The sequence below is a fragment of the Muricoccus vinaceus genome (assembly GCF_042433125.1).
Taxonomy (GTDB): Bacteria; Pseudomonadota; Alphaproteobacteria; order Acetobacterales; family Acetobacteraceae; genus Roseomonas; species Roseomonas vinacea.
This window is the reverse complement of sequence record NZ_JBHLVZ010000005.1, coordinates 1-18361: the sequence shown is the minus strand read 5'-3', so window position 1 is coordinate 18361 and position 18361 is coordinate 1. Positions and strand designations below refer to the sequence as shown.

14 protein-coding genes are annotated in these 18361 nt (G+C 71.6%); 9 read left to right on the top strand and 5 right to left on the bottom strand.

The window, feature by feature from the left end:
• Nucleotides 1-38 precede the first annotated feature (38 nt).
• The 3 genes from tcuA to ACFFIC_RS06550 all read left to right on the top strand — a co-directional run bounded on the left by tcuA (nt 39) and on the right by ACFFIC_RS06550 (nt 3491).
• The gene (gene tcuA / locus ACFFIC_RS06560) at nt 39-1436 is read left to right on the top strand and encodes an FAD-dependent tricarballylate dehydrogenase TcuA (protein ID WP_377049366.1); all 1398 of its coding nucleotides are present in this window, start codon (nt 39-41) and stop codon (nt 1434-1436) included.
• Nucleotides 1423-2571 (top strand): tricarballylate utilization 4Fe-4S protein TcuB, encoded by a 1149-nt coding sequence (gene tcuB / locus ACFFIC_RS06555; RefSeq protein ID WP_377049365.1) that lies wholly within the window; start codon nt 1423-1425, stop codon nt 2569-2571. Before tcuA ends, tcuB begins: the two co-directional genes overlap by 14 nt.
• A gap of 125 nt (nt 2572-2696) precedes the next feature.
• Nucleotides 2697-3491 (top strand): class II aldolase/adducin family protein, encoded by a 795-nt coding sequence (locus tag ACFFIC_RS06550; protein ID WP_377049364.1) that lies wholly within the window; start codon nt 2697-2699, stop codon nt 3489-3491.
• Nucleotides 3492-3502: 11 nt separating this feature from the next.
• On the opposite strand, the gene ACFFIC_RS06545 is transcribed toward ACFFIC_RS06550, so the two are convergent.
• Nucleotides 3503-4468, bottom strand: a complete 966-nt coding sequence (locus tag ACFFIC_RS06545) for a tripartite tricarboxylate transporter substrate binding protein (RefSeq protein ID WP_377049363.1) — start codon at nt 4466-4468, stop codon at nt 3503-3505.
• A gap of 113 nt (nt 4469-4581) precedes the next feature.
• Here ACFFIC_RS06545 and ACFFIC_RS06540 point away from each other — a divergent pair, with 113 nt between their 5' ends.
• From ACFFIC_RS06540 to ACFFIC_RS06520, 5 genes are read left to right on the top strand one after another with little or no spacing between them, the layout of a single operon-like run.
• Entirely contained in the window at nt 4582-5550 is a 969-nt protein-coding gene (locus ACFFIC_RS06540; protein ID WP_377049362.1) for a Bug family tripartite tricarboxylate transporter substrate binding protein, read from the top strand.
• A gap of 27 nt (nt 5551-5577) precedes the next feature.
• On the top strand, nt 5578-6669 hold the full coding sequence (locus ACFFIC_RS06535) for an isocitrate/isopropylmalate dehydrogenase family protein (protein ID WP_377049361.1): 1092 nt from the start codon (nt 5578-5580) through the stop codon (nt 6667-6669).
• Nucleotides 6666-7640, top strand: a complete 975-nt coding sequence (locus ACFFIC_RS06530) for a Bug family tripartite tricarboxylate transporter substrate binding protein (RefSeq protein ID WP_377049360.1) — start codon at nt 6666-6668, stop codon at nt 7638-7640. Before ACFFIC_RS06535 ends, ACFFIC_RS06530 begins: the two co-directional genes overlap by 4 nt.
• A 36-nt stretch (nt 7641-7676) precedes the next feature.
• Nucleotides 7677-8648: a tripartite tricarboxylate transporter substrate binding protein gene (locus ACFFIC_RS06525; RefSeq protein ID WP_377049359.1), complete on the top strand. Its 972-nt coding sequence runs from the start codon at nt 7677-7679 to the stop codon at nt 8646-8648.
• 8 nt (nt 8649-8656) lie between these two features.
• On the top strand, nt 8657-9523 hold the full coding sequence (locus tag ACFFIC_RS06520) for an amidohydrolase family protein (protein WP_377049358.1): 867 nt from the start codon (nt 8657-8659) through the stop codon (nt 9521-9523).
• 60 nt (nt 9524-9583) lie between these two features.
• Here the strand turns inward: ACFFIC_RS06520 and ACFFIC_RS06515 are convergent, their stop codons facing one another.
• Complete coding sequence (locus tag ACFFIC_RS06515) at nt 9584-12691, bottom strand: efflux RND transporter permease subunit (RefSeq protein WP_377049357.1); 3108 nt, start codon at nt 12689-12691, stop codon at nt 9584-9586.
• Nucleotides 12688-13857, bottom strand: coding sequence for an efflux RND transporter periplasmic adaptor subunit (locus tag ACFFIC_RS06510; protein ID WP_377049356.1), 1170 nt, complete (start codon nt 13855-13857; stop codon nt 12688-12690). The genes ACFFIC_RS06515 and ACFFIC_RS06510 overlap by 4 nt, the downstream gene beginning before the upstream one ends.
• Nucleotides 13858-14101: 244 nt before the next feature.
• Here ACFFIC_RS06510 and ACFFIC_RS06505 point away from each other — a divergent pair, with 244 nt between their 5' ends.
• On the top strand, nt 14102-14740 hold the full coding sequence (locus tag ACFFIC_RS06505) for an ABC transporter substrate-binding protein (protein ID WP_377049355.1): 639 nt from the start codon (nt 14102-14104) through the stop codon (nt 14738-14740).
• Nucleotides 14741-14756: 16 nt separating this feature from the next.
• On the opposite strand, the gene ACFFIC_RS06500 is transcribed toward ACFFIC_RS06505, so the two are convergent.
• Both ACFFIC_RS06500 and ACFFIC_RS06495 read right to left on the bottom strand, forming a co-directional pair.
• The gene (locus ACFFIC_RS06500; protein WP_377049354.1) at nt 14757-15518 is read right to left on the bottom strand and encodes an MlaA family lipoprotein; all 762 of its coding nucleotides are present in this window, start codon (nt 15516-15518) and stop codon (nt 14757-14759) included.
• A gap of 83 nt (nt 15519-15601) precedes the next feature.
• Nucleotides 15602-18196, bottom strand: a complete 2595-nt coding sequence (locus ACFFIC_RS06495; RefSeq protein WP_377049353.1) for an MMPL family transporter — start codon at nt 18194-18196, stop codon at nt 15602-15604.
• Between the last annotated feature and the right edge of the window lie 165 nt (nt 18197-18361).

Sequence of the window (18361 nt, the reverse complement as noted above, 5' to 3'; positions counted from 1 at the left end):
GTATCCGCCGGTATACATTCGGGGGGACACGAGCGGCGATGCCGGATTTCTCGCGCATCTGGGACGTGCTGGTGATCGGCGGGGGCAACGCCGCCCTCTGCGCCGCGGTGACCGCGCGCCAGGCCGGCTGCTCGGTGCTGCTGATCGAGCACGCCCCCAAGCCCATGCGCGGCGGCAACAGCCGCCACACGCGCAACATGCGGACCATGCATCCCGAGCCCACCAAGGTGCTGACCGAGAGCTACCTGGAGGACGAGTACTGGGACGACCTGCTGCGCGTCACCGGCGGGCAGACCGACGAGAACCTGGCGCGGATGACCATCCGCCTGACGCATGACGCGCTGCCCTTCATGGAGGCCTGCGGGGTGCGCTTCCAGCCCTCGCTTTCCGGCACGCTGAGCCTGTCCCGCACGAACCTCTTCTTCCTCGGCGGCGGCAAGGCGCTGGTGAACGCCTATTTCGCGACGGCCGAGCGGCTGGGCATCGACATCCTCTACGACACCGAGGCGGTCGACCTGAAGATGGACGACGGCTTCGTGCGGGAGGTGGTGATCGACCACCGCGGCTTCCCCGAGACGGTCCGGGCCAAGGTCGTCATCGCCTCATCCGGCGGCTTCCAGGCGAACCTCGAATGGCTGAAGGACGGATGGGGAGAAGCCGCGCAGAACTTCCTGGTGCGCGGCACGCCCTATGCCCAGGGCAAGGTGCTGCGGAACCTGCTGGACCAGGGCATCGCCTCCGTCGGCGATCCCTCCCAGTGCCATGCGGTGGCGATCGACGGGCGCGCGCCGAAATACGACGGCGGCATCGTCACGCGCCTGGACTGCGTGCCCTTCTCGGTGGTGGTGAACAAGCACGGACAGCGCTTCTACGACGAGGGCGAGGATGTCTGGCCCAAGCGCTATGCCATCTGGGGGCGGCTCGTCGCGCAGCAGCCGGACCAGGTCGCCTATTCGATCATCGATTCCAAGGCCGAGCGGCTGTTCATGCCTTCCGTGTTCCCGGCCATCAAGGCGGACACGGTGGGGGAGCTGGCGGTGAAGCTGGGCCTCGATCCGGCGGCGGTGGAGAAAACGGTCGCGCAGTTCAACGCGGCCTGCGTGCCCGGCGAGTTCAACGGCACGCGGCTGGACGGCTGCCGCACCGAAGGGCTCGATCCGCCGAAGACCCACTGGGCGCGGCCGATCACGGACCCGCCCTTCATCGGCTATCCGCTGCGCCCGGGCATCACCTTCACCTATCTCGGCGTGAAGGTGGACGAGACGGCGCGGGTGCGGATGGACGACGGGCGCCCCTGCGCGAACCTCTTCGCCTCGGGCGAGATCATGGCCGGCTCCATCCTCGGCAAGGGCTACCTCGCCGGCTTCGGCATGGCGATCGGCACCGTCTTCGGACGGATCGCAGGCAGGGAGGCCGCGAAGAATGCGCGAAACTGAGGCCACCACCGAAGCCCGCCGCGCGATGGAGGTGTGCAACGCCTGCCGCTACTGCGAGGGCTTCTGCGCCGTCTTCCCGGCGATGACGATGCGCCGCGAGTTCTCCACCGGGGACCTCAGCTACATCGCCAACCTCTGCCACAACTGCAAGGGCTGCTACTACGCCTGCCAGTACGCGCCGCCGCACCCCTTCAACATCAACGTGCCGCAGGTGCTGGCCCAGGTGAGGGCGGACACCTACGAGGAATATGCCTGGCCGGGGCCGCTGGCGGGGCTGTTCAAGCGCAACGGCACGGTGGTGTCGCTGGTGGCCGCGGCCGGCATCGCGCTGGTGCTGCTGCTGACCATGGCCCTGGTGGACCATCGCGTGCTGTACCAGCCGCAGGTCGGGCCGGGCGCCTTCTACCGCGTGATCCCGTGGTGGCTGATGACCACGCTGGCGGGCGGCACCTTCCTCTTCTCCATCCTCGCCCTGGTGATGGGCTTCCGCAACTTCTGGCGCGACACCGGCGGGCGGGCGGATGAGCTGACGCGCGGCCGGCCGCTGATGGTGGCGCTGCACGACATCCTCACGCTGAAGAACCTGGGCGGCGGGGGAGGGGGCTGCAACGACCGCGACGAGGCCTTCTCCCAGTCCCGCCGGCGCTTCCACCACGCGATGTTCTACGGGTTCCTGCTCTGCTTCGCCTCCACCAGCACGGCGACCGTGTACGACCACTTCCTTGGGCTGGAGGCGCCCTATGCTTTCTTCAGCCTGCCCGTGCAGCTCGGCTTCTGGGGCGGGATCGGGATGGTGGTTGGCACGGCCGGGCTGATCTGGGCCAAGATCGTCTCCGATCCCGCGCCGGCCGCGCGCAACCTGCTGGGCGCGGATTACGCGCTGCTGGTGCTGCTGCTGCTCACGGCGTCCACCGGGCTGCTGCTGCTGGCTCTGCGCGAGACCGGGGCCATGGGCGTGCTGCTGGCCGTCCATCTCGGCATCATCCTGGCCCTGTTCCTGGTGATCCCCTACTCGAAGATGGTGCACGGGGTTTACCGCTCGGCCGCCCTGCTGCGCCACGCACTGGAGCGGCACCCGACGCCGCCGCCTCCGGGCACCGCGCCCTCCGACCGGGCGCTCGGCTCCGCGGCCTGAGGCTCGCGGCTTCGGGAAGACGCCGGGGGCGGGAAAACCCTGGCGGGATGGCGCGGCCAGGCGGAACATGCGGGCGCAACATGCCCGCAACGGCCGCGCAGGCGCGGAACGGAGGAGGAAAGCCCATGCTGGAACACGCGAAGAAGACGCTGCGGATCACCCCGATGCGGGAGCGCGTGACCCCCGCGGAATGGCAGGCGCGCATCGACTGCGCCGCCTGCTACCGCCTCGTTGCCCATTACGGCATGGCGGACATGATGGCGAACCACATCTCCGTCCGCGTGCCAGGCGAGGACAATGCCTTCCTCATCAACCCCTACGGCATGATGTACGAGGAGATGACGGCCTCCGCCCTCATCAAGGTCGACATCGACGGCACCATCCTCGACAAGCCCGACTACGGCGACTTCGACTATGGCATCAACCGCGCGGGCTACGTCATCCACTCCGCCATCCACCGCGCGAAGCACGAGCTGGACTGCGTGATCCACACGCACACCTGGCCGGGCATGGCGGTGTCCTCGCTGGAATGCGGGCTGCTGCCGATGACGCAGACGGCGATGCGCTTCACCCGGATCAGCTACCACGAGTACCAGGGCGTGGTGCTGGACCTTGCGGAGCAGGACGCGCTGGTCGCCAACCTCGGTGACAACAACGCCATGATCCTGCGCAACCACGGCCTGCTGACCGTCGGCCGCTCGGTGGGCGAGGCCTTCAACGCGCTGCACCGGCTGGAGCTGTCCTGCCGCGCGCAGATTGCCGCCATGTCCTGCAACACGCCGCTGCACCCGGTGCCGCAGCCCGTGCTGGATGCGACCTTCCAGAACTACCAGCCCAATGTCCGCCGCCCCTACGGGTTGATGGAATGGCCGGGCCTGCTGCGCATGCTGGACAGGCTCGACCCGACCTACGCGGAATGATGCGCGTGGCGCTAGTTCACGCTGGCGCCGGACAGGCGGACGATGCCCGCCCAGCGCGCGATCTCCGCATCCAGGAAGGTGCCGAACTCGGCGGGCGTGCTGCCCACGGGATCGGCGCCCTGCTCCACCATCTGGCGCTCGATGTCGGGCCGGCGCATGGCGGCGGCTGCATCGGCCGATGCGCGGTCCACCACCTCCCGCGGGATGCCGGCCGGGCCCAGGATGCCGAACCAGGAGGATGCGTCGAAGCCGGGAAAGCCCTGCTCCTCCATGGTCGGCACATCCGGCGAGGAGCGCGAGCGCTTCAGCGTGGACACCGCCAGCGCCCGCAGCTTGCCGCCCCGGATCTGCTCGATCACGGAGGGGATGGTGGCGAACATGAAGTCGATGCGCCCGCTCATCAGGTCGTTCAGCGCGACCGCCCCGCGATAGGGCACGTGCGTGGTCTGCACGCCTGCCATCTGGTCCATCATGGCGCTGGACAGGTGCGAGGATGTGCCCACGCCGGTCGAGCCGTAGGAAAGCTGGCCCGGCCGCGCCTTCGCCAGCGCCACCAGGTCCGCCACGCCGCGCGCGGGCGAGTCCGGTGCCACCACCAGGATGTTCGGCACGTTCGCCAGCAGCGTGACGGGCGCGAGGTCGCGGCGCGTGTCGTAGGGCATGGTGCGGTAGAGCGACTGGTTCACCGCCAGCGGACCCACGGAGGCGACCAGCAGCGTGTAGCCGTCGGGCGCCGAACGCGCGACGTATTCGGTGCCGATGTTGCCCCCCGCGCCCGCGCGGTTCTCGATCACCACCGGCTGTCCCCAGCGCTCCGAGAGCAGGTTCCCGACGATGCGCGCGATGATGTCCGTGGTGCCGCCCGCCGTGAAGGACACGACGATGCGCACCGGCCTCTCCGGCCAGCGGCGCTGCGCGAGGGCGGGCTTGGCAAGCAAGGGGCTGGAAAGAAGCAGCGCGCGGCGGGTGGCGGTCATCGATTCCTCCGGTACAGCCATTCTGCGGCGGCCGTCTTCCATCATGGTCGCAAGCGCATGGGTTGGCTTGCAAGCGCCGGCTTCGAAGCGGGCACGCAGAAGGGAGTAAACGGATGATGATCAAGCGGCGCGGCCTGCTGGCCGCATCGGGCGCGATCCTCGCGGCGCCCGCGCTCGCGCAGCGCTGGCCGGAGAGGCCGGTGACGCTTGTGGTGCCCTACGCCGCCGGCGGCTCCACCGACGTGGTGGCGCGGCTGCTCTCGCCGAAGCTGCAGGCGATGCTGGGCGGGTCCTTCGTGGTGGAGAACCGCACGGGGGCGGGCGGTTCCATCGGCACGGCCGCGGTGGCGCGTGCGCCGGCGGACGGCACCGTCTTTCTCGTCTCCTCCGCCAGCAACCACGTGATGTACCCGATCGTCGCACCGGGTAGCATGCCGGACCCGCGCCAGGCCTTTGCCGGGGTTTCCATGCTGGCGGACGTGCCGCTGGCGCTGACCGTCGCCAGGCGGCTCGGCGCGTCCGACCTCGCGGGGCTGCTCGCGCTGCTCAAGCGCGAACCCGGGAAGCACTCCTTCGCATCGTCCGGCGTCGGCGGGTCGCAGCACCTGGCGGGGGAGCTCTTCGCCATGCGGGCGGGGGTGGACATCGTCCATGTTCCCTATCGCGGCGGCGGGCCCGCGCTGAACGACCTCGTGGCCGGGCAGGTCTCGCTCGCCTTCCTCAACCTGCCGACGGCGCTGCCCCAGGGCGAGGCCGGCACGGTGAAGATCCTGGCCGTGGCCGGGGAGAAGCGCTCGGCGCTCAAGCCCGACATCCCCACCGTGACCGAGCTCGGCGTGCAGGACTTCGCCGTGCGCTCCTGGACCGCGCTCTTCGCGCCCCGCGCCACGCCGCCCGAGATCGTGGCCCGCTTCAGCGCCGCCCTGCGCGAGATCCTCGGCGACCCCGCGGTGAAGGCGCGGCTCGCCGAACTCGGCACGGAGGCCGAGGGCTCCGCGCCGGCCGAACTCGACGGCTTCGTGCGCGACGAGTTCACGCTGTGGGAACCGGTGATCCGCGCCGCCAAGGTTTCGGCCCAGTAGGGGCCGCTTATTCGGAGACTGCGACTGATGTCATTGAGCAACGCGATGCACCTGGTGGTCCTGCCCGGGGACGGCATCGGGCCGGAGATCACGGAGGCCACCGTCGCCGTGCTCGAGGCCGCCTCCACGCGCTTCGGCCTCGGCCTCCGGCTCGACCCCGACATGGCCGGGCACGAGAGCCTCAAGCGCCACGGCACCACCGTGCGGCCGGAGCTGCTGGACAAGGTGCGCGCGGCGGACGGGCTGGTGCTCGGCCCCATGTCCACCTTCGACTACACGGACGAGAGCAAGGGCGGCATCAACCCTTCCATGTTCTTCCGCAAGAACCTCGACCTCTTCGCCAATGTGCGGCCGGCCCGCACCTATCCGGGCGTGCGCCACCACGCGGCGGCGGAGTTCGACCTGATCGTGGTGCGCGAGAACACCGAGGGCTTCTACGCCGACCGCAACATGGAATCCGGCGGCAGCGAGATCCTGGTGACGCCCGATGTCTGCATCTCGCTCCGCCGCATCACGCGGCTCTGCTGCGAGCGCATCGCTCGCGCCGCCTTCCGCCTGGCCGCGACCCGGAAGAAGCATGTCACCGCCGTGCACAAGGCCAACGTGCTCAAGATCGGCGACGGCATTTTTCTCGACGAATGCCGCAAGGTCGCGGCCGAGTTCCCGGGCATCGTGCTGGACGAGATCATCATCGACGCGATGTGCGCCCATGTGGTGCGCGCCCCCCAGAACTTCGACGTGATCGTCACCACCAACATGTTCGGCGACATCCTCTCGGACCTGACGGCCGAGTTGTCGGGCAGCATCGGGCTGGGCGGCTCGGTGAACGCCGGCGCGCGCTACGCCATGGCGCAGGCGGCGCACGGCTCGGCGCCCGACATCGCCGGGCAGGACCGCGCCAACCCACTTTCCCTCATCCTCTCGGCCGCGCAACTGCTCGACTGGCACGCGGAGCGGCTGGGCAGCAGCGCCTTTGCCGCCGCCAGCCGCGCGATCGAGGCCGCGGTGGCGGAGGCGGTGGCGGCGGGCGAATCCACCTCCGACATCGGCGGGCGGCTCGGGACAAAGGCCACGGGGCAGGCGATCGTCGCGCGGCTGGCGGAAGCGCGGGCCGCATGATCCACCGCCGCTCCCTCGGCGCGGGGCTCGCGCTGCTCGCGGGACCCGCGGTGGCGCAGGGCGCGGCGGAGGGGTGGCCCAGCCGCCCCATCCGCCTGATCGTGCCCTACAGCGCCGGCGGCGGGACCGACGTGATGGCCCGCGCGGTTGCCGAGCGCGCCGGGCAGCGCCTGGGCGTGCCGGTGGTGGTGGACAACCGCCCGGGGGGCGCGGGCAACCTGGCGACCGGCATCGCGGCCGAGGCCGCGCCGGACGGCTACACCCTGCTGGTCGGCAATATCGGCCCCATCGCGGTCAACCCCAGCCTCTTCCGCAATCTTCGCCCCGATCCCGCCGAGGCGCTGACGGCGGTCACCCTGCTGGCCGCGGCACCGATGCTGATCCTGGTCAACCCGAAGGTGCCGGCCACGGACCTTGCCGGGTTGATCGCTATGGCGAAGGCCAGGCCGGGGGCGCTGAACTACGGCTCCGCCGGCAACGGCTCGGCCAATCACCTGGCGGGCGCCTATTTCGCGCTCAGGGCCGGCATCGAGATCCAGCACGTGCCCTATCGCGGCGCGGGGCCGGCACTGAACGACCTCGTGGCGGGCACGCTGGAGATGATGCCGGCCACCATCCCCTCTTCCATCGGGCTGGTGCGGGACCGGCTGGTCCGGGCCCTGGCCGTCACCTCCGCCACCCGCGTGCCCGCGCTGCCCGACCTGCCCACGGTCGCCGAGGCGGGGGTGCCTGGCTACGAGATGGCCGCCTGGTACGGGATCATGGCCCCGGCCGGCACGCCGCGCCCGATCGTGGACCGCCTGCAGCGCGAGATCGCCGCCGCGCTGTCGGCTCCCGATGTCCGCGCCCGCATCGCCGACGACGGCGCCGAGCCCTCCGGCAATTCGCCCGAGGCCTTTGCGGCCTTCGCCGCCGCCGAGCGCCGCAAATGGGCCGAGGTGGTGCGGGACGCGCGCATCACCGTGGACTGACGCACCCATGGACCGACGAAGGGAGGGACACACCCCATGCGGACCCTGATCGCGCTCGCCGCCGCGGGCTGGGCGGCGCTCGCCGCGCCGGCCACGGCCCAGGCGCCGGACTACCCCACCCGGCCCGTGCGAATGGTGGTGCCCTTCGCCGCCGCCGGCACGGCCGACATCGTGGCGCGGCTGGTCGCCTCCTGCATGGCACCCTTCCTGGGCCAGCCGGTTGTTGTGGAGAACCGCGGCGGCGCGGGCGGCACGATCGGCACGGACGCGGTCGCGAAGTCGGCGCCCGATGGCTACACCATCGCGCTGCACACCGTGTCCTCCGCGGTGCTGAACGGCTTTCTCTACAAGAACCTGCCCTATGACATCCGGCGGGATTTCGCGGCGGTCAGCCAGGTCGGGCTGGCGCCCAACGTGCTGGCCATCCGCGCCGAGATCCCCGCCCGCACCGTGCAGGACTTCGTCGCGCTGCTGCGCGCGAAGCCCGGCGGCTACAGCTACGGCTCATCCGGCCCCGGCACGATCCTGCACCTCTCCTCCGCGCTGTTCACGCGCATGGCGGGGGTCGAGGCGACGCATGTGCCGTATCGCGGCGAGGGGCCGGCCATCAACGACATGATGGCAGGCAACATCGACTTCATGATCAACGTCATTCCGGCCCTGCTGCCCTTCGTGCGCGACGGCCGCTTCCGCGCGCTGGGCGTCAGCACCGCGCAGCGCGTGCCGCTGCTGCCCGACGTGCCCACCATCGCCGAGGCCGGGCTGCCCGGCTACGAGACCTATATCTGGCATGGCCTCTTCGCCCCCGCCGCCACCCCGGGGCCGCTGATCGAGCGGCTGGCCGATGCCGCGGTGAAGGCGGTGCGGGAACCGGGCTGCCGCCAGCGCATGGTGGAGATCGGCGTCGATCCCGTGGGCTCCCGCCCCGCGGAGTTCACGGCCTTCTGGGACCAGCAGATGCGCTACTGGGGGCCGGTGGTGCAGGCCTCCGGCGCGACGCTCGACTGATGGGCACCATGGACATGCCCGCCGGCAGCACGGATTGCCACGTCCACGCCTTCGGCGACCCCGCGGCCTATCCCTTCGATCCCGCGCGCGCCTACACGCCGGGCCGGGCGGACCTGCCCGACCTCGCGGCCTTTCTCGGCGCCCACGGGCTGGATCGTGTGGTGGTGGTGCAGCCCAGCGTCTACGGCACGGACAACCGCTGCACCCTCGATGCCGTGACCGCCCTCGGCAGCCGGGCGCGGGCCGTGCTGGTGCTGGAGCCCGATGTGGACGACGCCGCCCTGGCGGCGCTGCACGCGCGCGGCGCGCGGGGCGTCCGCCTCAACCTTCACACCGGCGGGCAGGATGACGCCTCGGCGGCGGCCCGTGTGCTGGAGCGCTTCGCCGGCCGGCTCCGGGGAAGCGGGTGGCACCTGCAGGTCTTCGCGGCCCATCACGTCGTCTCGGCGCTGGGCCCCGCGATCCGCGGGGCGGGGCTGCCCGTGGTGATCGACCATTTCGGCCTAGTCGCACGGGGCGGCGTGCCGCTGCGGGAAGCCGGGGCCGCGCTCCTGCGCCTGGTGGCGACCGAGGGCGCGCATGTGAAGCTCTCGGCGCCCCACCGCGTGGTGGCTGACCCCGACGCCGCGCCCGGTCTCGCGGCCCTCGTCGGCGAACTCGCCCGCGCCGCGCCGGAGCGGCTGCTCTGGGGCAGCGACTGGCCCCATACCAGCCGCAACCGGGCCGCGGCGCCGTCCGCCGTGGAACCCTTCGAGGCCGTCGACGACCGCCGCGCCCTCTCGCGCATCGGCGGCTGGCTCGGGGATGAGACCGTGTGGCGGCGCATGCTGGCGGACAACCCGGCCGACCTCTACGGCTTTCCCGCCCGGTCCTGAGAGGGAACGCATGAAAAAGGCCGCCCGGCTTCCCGGGCGGCCTTCGTCGGTGCCTCACGCCTATTCGGCGGGAGCCGGATGAGCCCCCTGCGGCGCGGCGCGCGAACCCCGGCGCAGGCGCCCCGCCGCGCTGGCCAGCGCATCGAAGCCCAGATAGAGCACGGGGGTCACGAAGAGCGTCAGTGCCTGGCTGACCGCGAGCCCGCCCACCACCGCGAGGCCCAGGGGCTGGCGAAGCTCCGCCGCGGCGCCCCAGCCCGCCGCGATCGGCACGGCGCCCGCGGCGGCCGCCAGCGTGGTCATGATGATCGGGCGGAACCGCAGCAGGCAGGCATCCCGCACCGCCGAGAGCGGGTCGGCGCCTTCCCGCTGGCGGGAAAGGGCCACGTCCACGATCATGATGGCGTTCTTCTTCACCAGCCCGATCAACAGCAGCACGCCGATCACGCCGATCACCGACAGGTCCATCCCGAACAGCCAGAGAGTCGCGAGCGCGCCGAGGGCGGCGGCCGGCAGGCCGGACAGGATGGTCAGCGGATGGACCAGGCTCTCGTAGAGGACGCCCAGCACCACGTACATCACCAGCACCGCGGCCAGGATCAGCATGCCCTGGCCCGCCAGCGCCTGCTGGAACACCTGCGCGGTGCCCGAGAAGGCGCCGATCACGCCCAGGGGCGGCTGGAGTTCGGCCTGTGCCGCCTGGATGGCCTCCGTCGCCGCGCCGAGCGAGACGCCCGGCGCCACGTTGAAGCCGATGGTCACGGCGGGAAGCTGGCCCTGGTGCCCGACCGTCAGCGGGCCGGTGCTGCGCTGCACCGTGGCCAGGGCGCTCAGGGGAACCAGCCGCCCGGTGTTGGAGCGGAGATAGATCTTCTGCAGCCCCGTCTCGTCCCGCTGATCCTCGGGCAGGGCCTCCACGATCACGGGATAAGCGTTGGCCTGGGCATAGATGGTGGAGACCTGCCGCGCGCCGAAGGCCGAATAAAGGGCCTGGCGCACCTGGTCCACGTTCACGCCGAGCGCCGCGGCCCGGTCGCGGTCCACCTGCACGGACACCACGGGGGCGTCGAGCTGAAGGTCGGTGTTCACGTCCTGCAACAATGGGCTCGACCGCAGGCGGGCCGCGAGGCGCTGCGAGAAGTCGTAGAGCGGCCCCGATTCCAGCCCCTGGAGCGTGTAGATGTAGAGGGTGCGGGACTGGCGGGCGCCGAAGTTCAGGTTCTGGATCGGCTGGAGGAAGACCTGCATGCCCGGCACGCGGGAGGTCTCGCGGCGAAGCTGCTGGATCACCTCCTGCACGGGCGGGCGCTCGTTCCGGGGCTTCAGCTCGATGAACATGCGGCCCTGGTTGATCGACAGGCTCTGCCCCACCGCGCCCACGTTGGAAGCGACGGTCTGGACGTAGGGATTGGCCTGGATGATCCGGGCGACCTCCCCCTGCAGCTCCACCATGGCCTCGTAGGAGGCGTCGCGCGGCCCCTCGGTGGCGCCGTTGGCGAGGCCGGTGTCCTCGATGGGGAAGAAGCCCTTGGGCATGGCGACCGCCAGCCAGCCGGCGGCGACCAGAGAGGCGAAGAACAGCGCCCAGACCACCAGCCGGAAGCGGAGCGCCAGGTTCAGCATCCAGCCATAGCCGCGCTCCACCGCCTTGAAGCCGCGCTCAAGGAAGGCATCCACCCGGCCCGGCGCGGAATGCGCCGGCAGCCAGGAGGCCATCAGCGGGGTGAGGGTGAGCGACACGAAGCAGGACACCAGGACCGCGAGCGAGACGGTGGCCGCGAAGGCGTTGAACACGCGCCCCACCACGCCGCCCATCAGCAGGATCGGCAGGAAGACCGCCGTCAGGGACAGGGTGATCGAGATGATGGTGAACCCGATCTCGCGCGATCCCTTCAGCGCCGCCTCGAAGGGGTTCATCCCTTCCTCGACGTGCCGTACGATCGATTCCAGCATCACGATGGCGTCGTCCACCACCAGCCCCACGGCCAGCGTCAGCGCCAGCAGGGTCACGTTGTCGATGCCGTAGCCGAGCAGGTACATCAGCCCGAAGGTGCCGCAGAGCGAGATCGGCACGGCGATCATGGGGATCAGGGTCGCCAGCAGGCGCCGCAGGAACAGCCACACCACCAGCACCACGAGCCCGACCGCGATCAGCAGGCTTTCCTGCACGTCGTGCACGGCGGCGCGGATGGAGGCGGAGCGGTCCAGCGCCACCTCGATCTTCGAGCCCGGCGGCAGGGCGGCGCGAAGGGCGGGCAGGGCGGCGACGACGCCGTCCACCACCTCCACCGTGTTGGCGTCCGGCTGGCGCTGCACCGCCAGGGTCAGGCCGCGCACCCCGTTGCGGTAGGAGGCGACGCGGTCGTTCTGCACGCCGTCCACCACGTCCGCCACGTCCGACAGGCGCACGGGAGCCCCGGCGCGCCCGGCGATCACGAGGTTGCCGAAGGCCTCGGCATCCGGCGGCTGGTCGTTGGCGCGCAGCACGAGCTGCTGGCGCTGTCCGCTGAGGGTGCCGACCGGCGTGTTGGAATTGGCCGTGGCCACGGCGCTGCCCACCTGGTCCAGCGTGAGCCCCATGGAGGCCAGCCGGTCGGGACGCATCCGCACGCGGACGGAGAAGAGCTGCTCGCCATAGGTGACGACCTGCGCCACCCCGGGCACCCGGGAAAGGGCAGGGGAGACCAGGGTCGAGGCGATGTCGTTCAGCTGGTAGAGCGGCACGTCGCCGCCCGAAAGCGTCAGCAGCACCACCGGCGCGTCGGCCGGGTTGGCCTTGCGGTAGGAGGGCGGCTGCGTCATCTCGATCGGCAGGCGCCGCTGGGCGCGGGTCAGCGCCGCCTGCACGTCCTGCGCCGCCGCATCGATGTTGCGGCTCAGCACGAACTGCAGGGTGATCTGCGTCGTGCCCTGGCCGGAGGTGGAGGAGATCTGGTCGATCCCCGTGATGGTGGAGAACTCCCGCTCCATCGGCAGGGCGACGGAGGTCGCCATCGTGTCCGGGCTGGCGCCGGGAAGCTGGGCGCTGACGGTGATCACCGGAAAGTCCACCCGCGGCACGGCGGCCACGGGCATGGACAGGTAGCCCATGATCCCCGCCAGCACGATGGCGCAGGACAGCAGCCCGGTCATGACCGGGCGGCGGATGAAGACGGCGGAAAGGTTCATCGGGCGTCCGCCTGCGCCTGCTGCGCCCCCTGGGTTGCGCCCGGGTTTGCGCCTTGGGCCTGCGGCCGGCTCCCGGGGGGCGTGCCGGGCGCGCGCACCGCGACGCTGGCGCCGTCGCGCAGCCGCTCGATCCCCTCCGTCACCACCCGTTCGCCGTCCGCCACCCCACCGTCGATCACGGCGCGGCCGGAGGCGTAGCGCAGCACCTTCACCTGCACGCGGCGGGCGGTGTTCTCGGGCGTGACGGCGTAGAGGAAGTTGCCGCCCTGCCCCACGCGCACGGCGGCAACGGGAACGGAGGTGGCCTGGGCATCGGTGCGCGGGATCATGACCACCTCGAGGTATTGGCCGGGCCAGAGCCGCGAGGCCTCGTTCGGGAAACGCGCCTTGAGCTGGATCGTGCCGGTGGCGGTGTCCACGGCGCTGTCGACGAAGACCAGCTCGCCTTGGGCGGGGGTTCCGGCCTCGCCGGGGGCCTGGGCGCGGACCCGGGCGGCCTCGCCGCGGGCGCGGGCGGCGCGCAACTCCGTCAGCCAGCGCTCGGGCACGGAGAAGGCGACCAGGATGGGGTCGGTCTGGGTGATGGTGGCCAGCACCGCGCCCTCGGAGGCGCGGACGAAGTTCCCGGCCTTCACCGGCAGGGAGCCGAGCCGGCCGGCGGCCTCGGCACGGATCGTGGCGAAGTCGATCGAAAGCCTTGTCTGGGCCACGATGGCCTCATCGGCCTTCACGGTGGCGGCCAGGGCTGTGGCGTCGGCGCTCGCCTGCTCGGCCCGCTGCGCCGAGGCATAGGCATCGGAGCGGAGGGAGGCATAGCGCCGGGCATCGGACTGGGCGCGCTCCAACTGGGCGCGGTCGCGGGCCAGGTTGGCTTCCTGCTGGGCCAGCAGCGCCTGGGCGGTGCGGGAATCCAGCGTGAAGAGCAGGTCCCCGGCCTTCACAAGCTGCCCTTCCTCCACGTGCACGCGCTCGACCTGCCCATCCACGCGGGAGCGGACGGAGATGACGGAGACGGCCTGCGCCGTGCCGTTCGCCGTCACCTCCACGGGCACGGCGCCGACCGTTGCGGGCGCCGCGGCAACGGATACAGGCGGGACCCCCTCCTGCGCCCGGGCGGGCATCGTGGCGGCGACGGCAAGGAGAAGGGCGGCGAAGACTGCGCGCATGCGGATGTTCCAGCCTGGTAGCCCCTCCAATGTCGCGTGTGCGACGGTGGATCGAAAGGGCGATGTTGCGTCGTCTGCCGAGTTTGACACCCTTTGTTACCCCCTCCGGGCAACGGCACGAGGCCGGGAGGGGTTAAGCCCTTGTTTGTGCCACATGGCCTCGCCAGGCGACCGGGATCGGCCGGATCGTCAAGGCGTTGCCATTCATGGAAGGTTCCTCGCCGGGCATGGTAGGTTAGCCTTCATGAACCATCTCTCGCCCGAAATTTCTTTCGATGTCCGTCCGAGCCGCAGGATCCTGCTGGGTGCCCTGCTGGCCTTGCCCGCACTGCCGGCCCTGGCCCAGGCAAGCCCCCAGGCGGTGGTGGAAGGCCTTCACGCGAGCCTGATCAGCGTCATGCAAGACGCGCGCCGCCTGGGCATTCGCGGAAGGCTGGACCGGCTGCGGCCGGTGATGCAGGCGGCCTTCGACCTGCCGGCCATGACCCGCATCGCCGTCGGGCCTTCCTGGTCGGGCATCGGCGCGGAGCAGCAGGCGGCGCTGGTGCAGGCCTTCTCCGAATGGTCGATCGCGACCTACGCCAACCGCTTCGACGGCTTCTCCGGCGAAAGCTTCACCACCACGGGCGAGACGACACTGGGCAATGGGGATCGCCTGGTCCGCACCACGCTGAACCGGGTGAACAACACCCCCGTGCAGCTCAACTACCTCCTGCGCCCGGCCCAGGGAGGGGCGTGGCGCATCGTCGACGTTTATCTCACCGGCACGATCAGCGAGCTGGCCTCCCGCCGCTCCGAGTTCTCGGCGGTGCTGCGGGAGGGAGGGGCGGACAGGCTGGTGGCGGAACTCCGCCGGCGCTCGGCGGACCTGCTGCGGGGCTGAGCCCCGGCGTGGCGGCTCAGCGCGCGGCGGGAACCGTGCTGGGGACCGAACCCGGATCCTCCAGCACGTCCAGCCGGTCCCCGGTGTCGCCGGTGCGGCCGAGCTCGGCGTCGCGGCGCTGCTCCCACACGCTGCGGAGCCGGGCGTAGAAGTCGAGCGAGCCGCTGCGCAGCGCGTCCAGGCTCTCGATGTTCTGCTCGCGCAGGTCCACGCCGCCGACGCCGGCGCGCGCCACGTTGCCGCTGAAGGGCAGCGCCCAGCTGATCGGATTCAGGAAGCCGTCGGCCACCAAGCCCACCGTGTCCCGCACGTTGGAGGGGCCGGCGATGGGCAGCATCAGGTAGGCACCGTCGTCCAGGCCCCAGGAATAGAGCGTCTGGCCGAAATCCCCCGTGCGCCGGGCGATGCCGAAATCGGTGGCGACGTCGTAGAGGCCGGCGACGCCGACGGTGGAGTTGAAGAAGAAGCGCATGGTGGTGTGCCCGGCGTCCAGGAAGCGCCCTTGAAGCACGTTGTTCGCGAAGATCCGCGGCTCCGCCATGTTGTCCAGCACGTTGCGGATGCGGGTGCGGGCATATTCCGGCACCGCCGCGCGATAGCCCTGGGCCACCGGCTTCAGCACGGCGTCGTCCACCGCCATGTTGACGTCGAGGACCTGGCGGTTGGTGGGTTCCAGCGGATCGCCGGGGCTTGCCGCGGCCTCCGCCCCCGGCCCCCGCGTGGCGCAGGCTCCGAGCGAGGCGGCCAGGAGGACGAGGGGGAGGATTCGGCGGATCATCTGCAAAGCATAGGCCGCGCCGCGCGCCGGCACAGCCGCCCCGGATGCACGAGCCTGTGATACCCGCCTCGCCGGGCAGGAGGTCAGTCCGCGGGAGGGCGCGCGAGCAGGGCCGGGCGGATCAGCAGCGTCACCAGGAGCTCCCACCCCAGGGAGATCATCAGCAGCCGCCCCATGCTGGCCGTGCCGGGATGGCTGGAGAGCCAGAGCGCCCCGAAGGCGGTGGCCGTGGTGAGCGCGCTGAACACCACCGCGCGGGTCAGGCTGGATTGCAGCAGGTCGGTTTCGCCGGCGCGCCAGGCCATGACGAAGTAGATGTTGAAGGCCACCCCGATGCCGAAGAGAAGGGGCAGGGCGATGATGTTGGCGAAGTTCAGCGGCAGGTCCAGCGCCGTGCAGGTGGCCAGGGTCAGCAGCCCGCTCAGCAGCACCGGCAACATGGCCAGCGCCACGTCGCGCACGCGCCGCAGCGCCACGGCCAGCAGTGCGGTGACCGCGAGGAAGGACAGGACGCCGGCCTGGATGAAGGCCTCCACGATGCTGCCGCCCGCGCCCCGGATGGAAATGGGCGTGCCGGTCGCGTCAGGGGCCACGGCCTGGACGGCCTCGGCGAAGCGGCGGAGGTTTTCGTCGTCATTCGGATTGCCGCTGGGAAAGGCCTGGACCCGCGCGCGCCCATCGGCGGTCACCCAATCCGCCACGAGGTCCGCCGGCAGGGAGGCTTTCGTGACGGGGCCCGCCTGGAGCACCGCGCGGGTCTGGGCCAGCAGGGTGCGGAGGGGCGCCGCCAGCATCTCCTGCGCCGCGAGGCGGTTCGCGGCCGGGCCGGCCTCCAGGCGGGCCATGGCCTCGGCCAGCCGGCGCGCGGCGGTTGAAGCCGGATCGAGGGCGTCCCCGGCCGCGCGCCGCAGCGCCGCCGCCGTGGTGGACAGCGCCCGCACCAGCTCCGTGTCGGAGGGTGGGGGAAGTGGCTCGACCCCTTCCAGCGCCGGGCCGAGCAGCATGGCGGCGTCCGCGACCAGGGCGAGCTTCTCCTCCTGGTCGGCCGGGATGAAGGTCGAGAGGCTGACGGTGTGCGACACCTGCGGCAGCGCCTCCAGCCGCTTGGCCAGGGCTGCGGCCGCTTCGAGGGAGGGGGCCAGCGCGCTGATGGTGTTGGGTGTGCGGTCCGGGTCCGCCATCAGGTCGGTCAGGGTCGCCATGGACTCCACGTCCGGGCTGCGTAGGTGCAGGGGGTCGAAGTCGAAGCGGAGAAAGGGCACCAGGGCCAGGGAGAGCACGGCCGCCGCGCCCGCGATCCCCAGCACGGCCCCCCGGCGCCGGTGCACCAGCCGGTCGAGCGGGGCGAGCAGGTGGGTGCTGCCTTCCGCCAGGCCGCCCGCCCCGGCACGCAGGATCATCAGCAGGGCGGGCAGCAGCGTGATGCTGAGCACGAAGGCCACGGCCATGCCGATGCCGGCGATGGCGCCCAGCTCCGCCACGCCGATGTAGCTGGTCGGCAGAAAGGCGAAGAGGCCCGCCGCGATGGCCGCGGCCGCCAGGGCCAGCGCCCCGCCCACCCCGCGGCCCGCCGCCGCCAGGGCATCGGGCAAGGCCCGGCCGTGCTGCCGCTCCGCCAGCGCGCGGACGGCGAGCTGGATGTTGAAGTCGATCCCCAGGCCCACGAAGAGGGGGATGAAGGCAACCGAGATCAGGTTGAAGCGCCCCGTCACCGCCAGCCCCAGCCCCGCCGTGACCACCAGGCCCAGAAAGGTCGCCGCCACGATGGCCAGCACCACCCGGGCGGAGCGCACGGCCAGCCACAGGATGCCCAGAAGCGCCAGCAGCATGGCGCCGGACACCAGCCCGGCATTCTCCGAGATCGTGGCGAACTCCTCGTCGGCCAGGGGAACGGGGCCGGTGAGGCGCACCGTCACCCCATGCGCGGCATCCAGCCCCAGCCCGGCGGCGCTGGAGCGCAGGGCGGCGCTGGCCGCCGCCGCAGGTTGCAGTGCGCCGTAGTCCAGCACCGGCTGCACGAGGATGAAACGCCGCGTTTCGCGCGGTCCCGGCGGAGTGCCGGCGAAAAGGGCGCGCCAGGAGAAAAAGGCCGGCCGGCCGGAGGCGGCGGCCTCCAGCGCCTGGGCGAGGGCGGACAGGGCGGGCCGGAGGTCGGCGAGGCCGGCATCGCCGCGCGCGACGCCCTCCAGCGCCGTGCCGATCACGCCGGCCACCCCGCGCAGGCTGGGATCGGCAGCCAGCGGGCCGAGGAAGGGCTGGGCGTTGACGAGCTGCTCGGTCGCCGAGCGCACCTCCGCCAGCGGAAGCAGGAGAAGCCCCTCACGCTCGAAGAACGGGCCTGAGTCCGGGCGGCGGACGGTGCGGAACACGTCCGGGCGCCCTTCCAGCGCGGCGGCGAGGCGGGCGGCGGCGTCATCGGCCAGCTCGGGTGTCGCGCCGTCGATCACGGCCAGGATCAGGTCCCGCTGCTGGGGAAAGGCGGCGGCGAAGGCCAGCTCGCGCTGCCGCCAGGGCAGGTCGGTCGAGATCAGCTCCGCGGTGTCCGTGGTCATCGCGAAGTGGCGGGTGGTGTAGAAGAGGGCGCTCAGGGCGATCGCGAGGGAAAGGAAGGCCACCACCAGCGGGCGGCGGGCGCTGGCCGCGACGATGCGGCCGGTCAGCGATAACTCGGTGGACAAGGGGAGGCCCTGAGGAATGGTGCGGCGCACATGACCACGCGCCGCACCGCTTGCGAAGCCTTCCCTGTTCAGGCCCGGGCGGGCCTGGTGGCCTGATCCACGCCCAAGGCGCTGATGGCGGCTTGTGCGATCTGTGGTGCGTTGAGGCCGGCGAGGTCGTACTGC

Bases quoted from the DNA above. Each gene is read 5' to 3' on its own strand.
- tcuA (WP_377049366.1), top strand. From the start codon at position 39: ATGCCGGATTTCTCGCGCATCTGGGACGTGCTGGTGATCGGCGGGGGC.
- tcuB (WP_377049365.1), top strand. From the start codon at position 1,423: ATGCGCGAAACTGAGGCCACCACCGAAGCCCGCCGCGCGATGGAGGTG.
- ACFFIC_RS06550 (WP_377049364.1), top strand. From the start codon at position 2,697: ATGCTGGAACACGCGAAGAAGACGCTGCGGATCACCCCGATGCGGGAG.
- ACFFIC_RS06545 (WP_377049363.1), bottom strand. From the start codon at position 4,468: ATGACCGCCACCCGCCGCGCGCTGCTTCTTTCCAGCCCCTTGCTTGCC.
- ACFFIC_RS06540 (WP_377049362.1), top strand. From the start codon at position 4,582: ATGATGATCAAGCGGCGCGGCCTGCTGGCCGCATCGGGCGCGATCCTC.
- ACFFIC_RS06535 (WP_377049361.1), top strand. From the start codon at position 5,578: ATGTCATTGAGCAACGCGATGCACCTGGTGGTCCTGCCCGGGGACGGC.
- ACFFIC_RS06530 (WP_377049360.1), top strand. From the start codon at position 6,666: ATGATCCACCGCCGCTCCCTCGGCGCGGGGCTCGCGCTGCTCGCGGGA.
- ACFFIC_RS06525 (WP_377049359.1), top strand. From the start codon at position 7,677: ATGCGGACCCTGATCGCGCTCGCCGCCGCGGGCTGGGCGGCGCTCGCC.
- ACFFIC_RS06520 (WP_377049358.1), top strand. From the start codon at position 8,657: ATGGACATGCCCGCCGGCAGCACGGATTGCCACGTCCACGCCTTCGGC.
- ACFFIC_RS06515 (WP_377049357.1), bottom strand. From the start codon at position 12,691: ATGAACCTTTCCGCCGTCTTCATCCGCCGCCCGGTCATGACCGGGCTG.
- ACFFIC_RS06510 (WP_377049356.1), bottom strand. From the start codon at position 13,857: ATGCGCGCAGTCTTCGCCGCCCTTCTCCTTGCCGTCGCCGCCACGATG.
- ACFFIC_RS06505 (WP_377049355.1), top strand. From the start codon at position 14,102: ATGAACCATCTCTCGCCCGAAATTTCTTTCGATGTCCGTCCGAGCCGC.
- ACFFIC_RS06500 (WP_377049354.1), bottom strand. From the start codon at position 15,518: ATGATCCGCCGAATCCTCCCCCTCGTCCTCCTGGCCGCCTCGCTCGGA.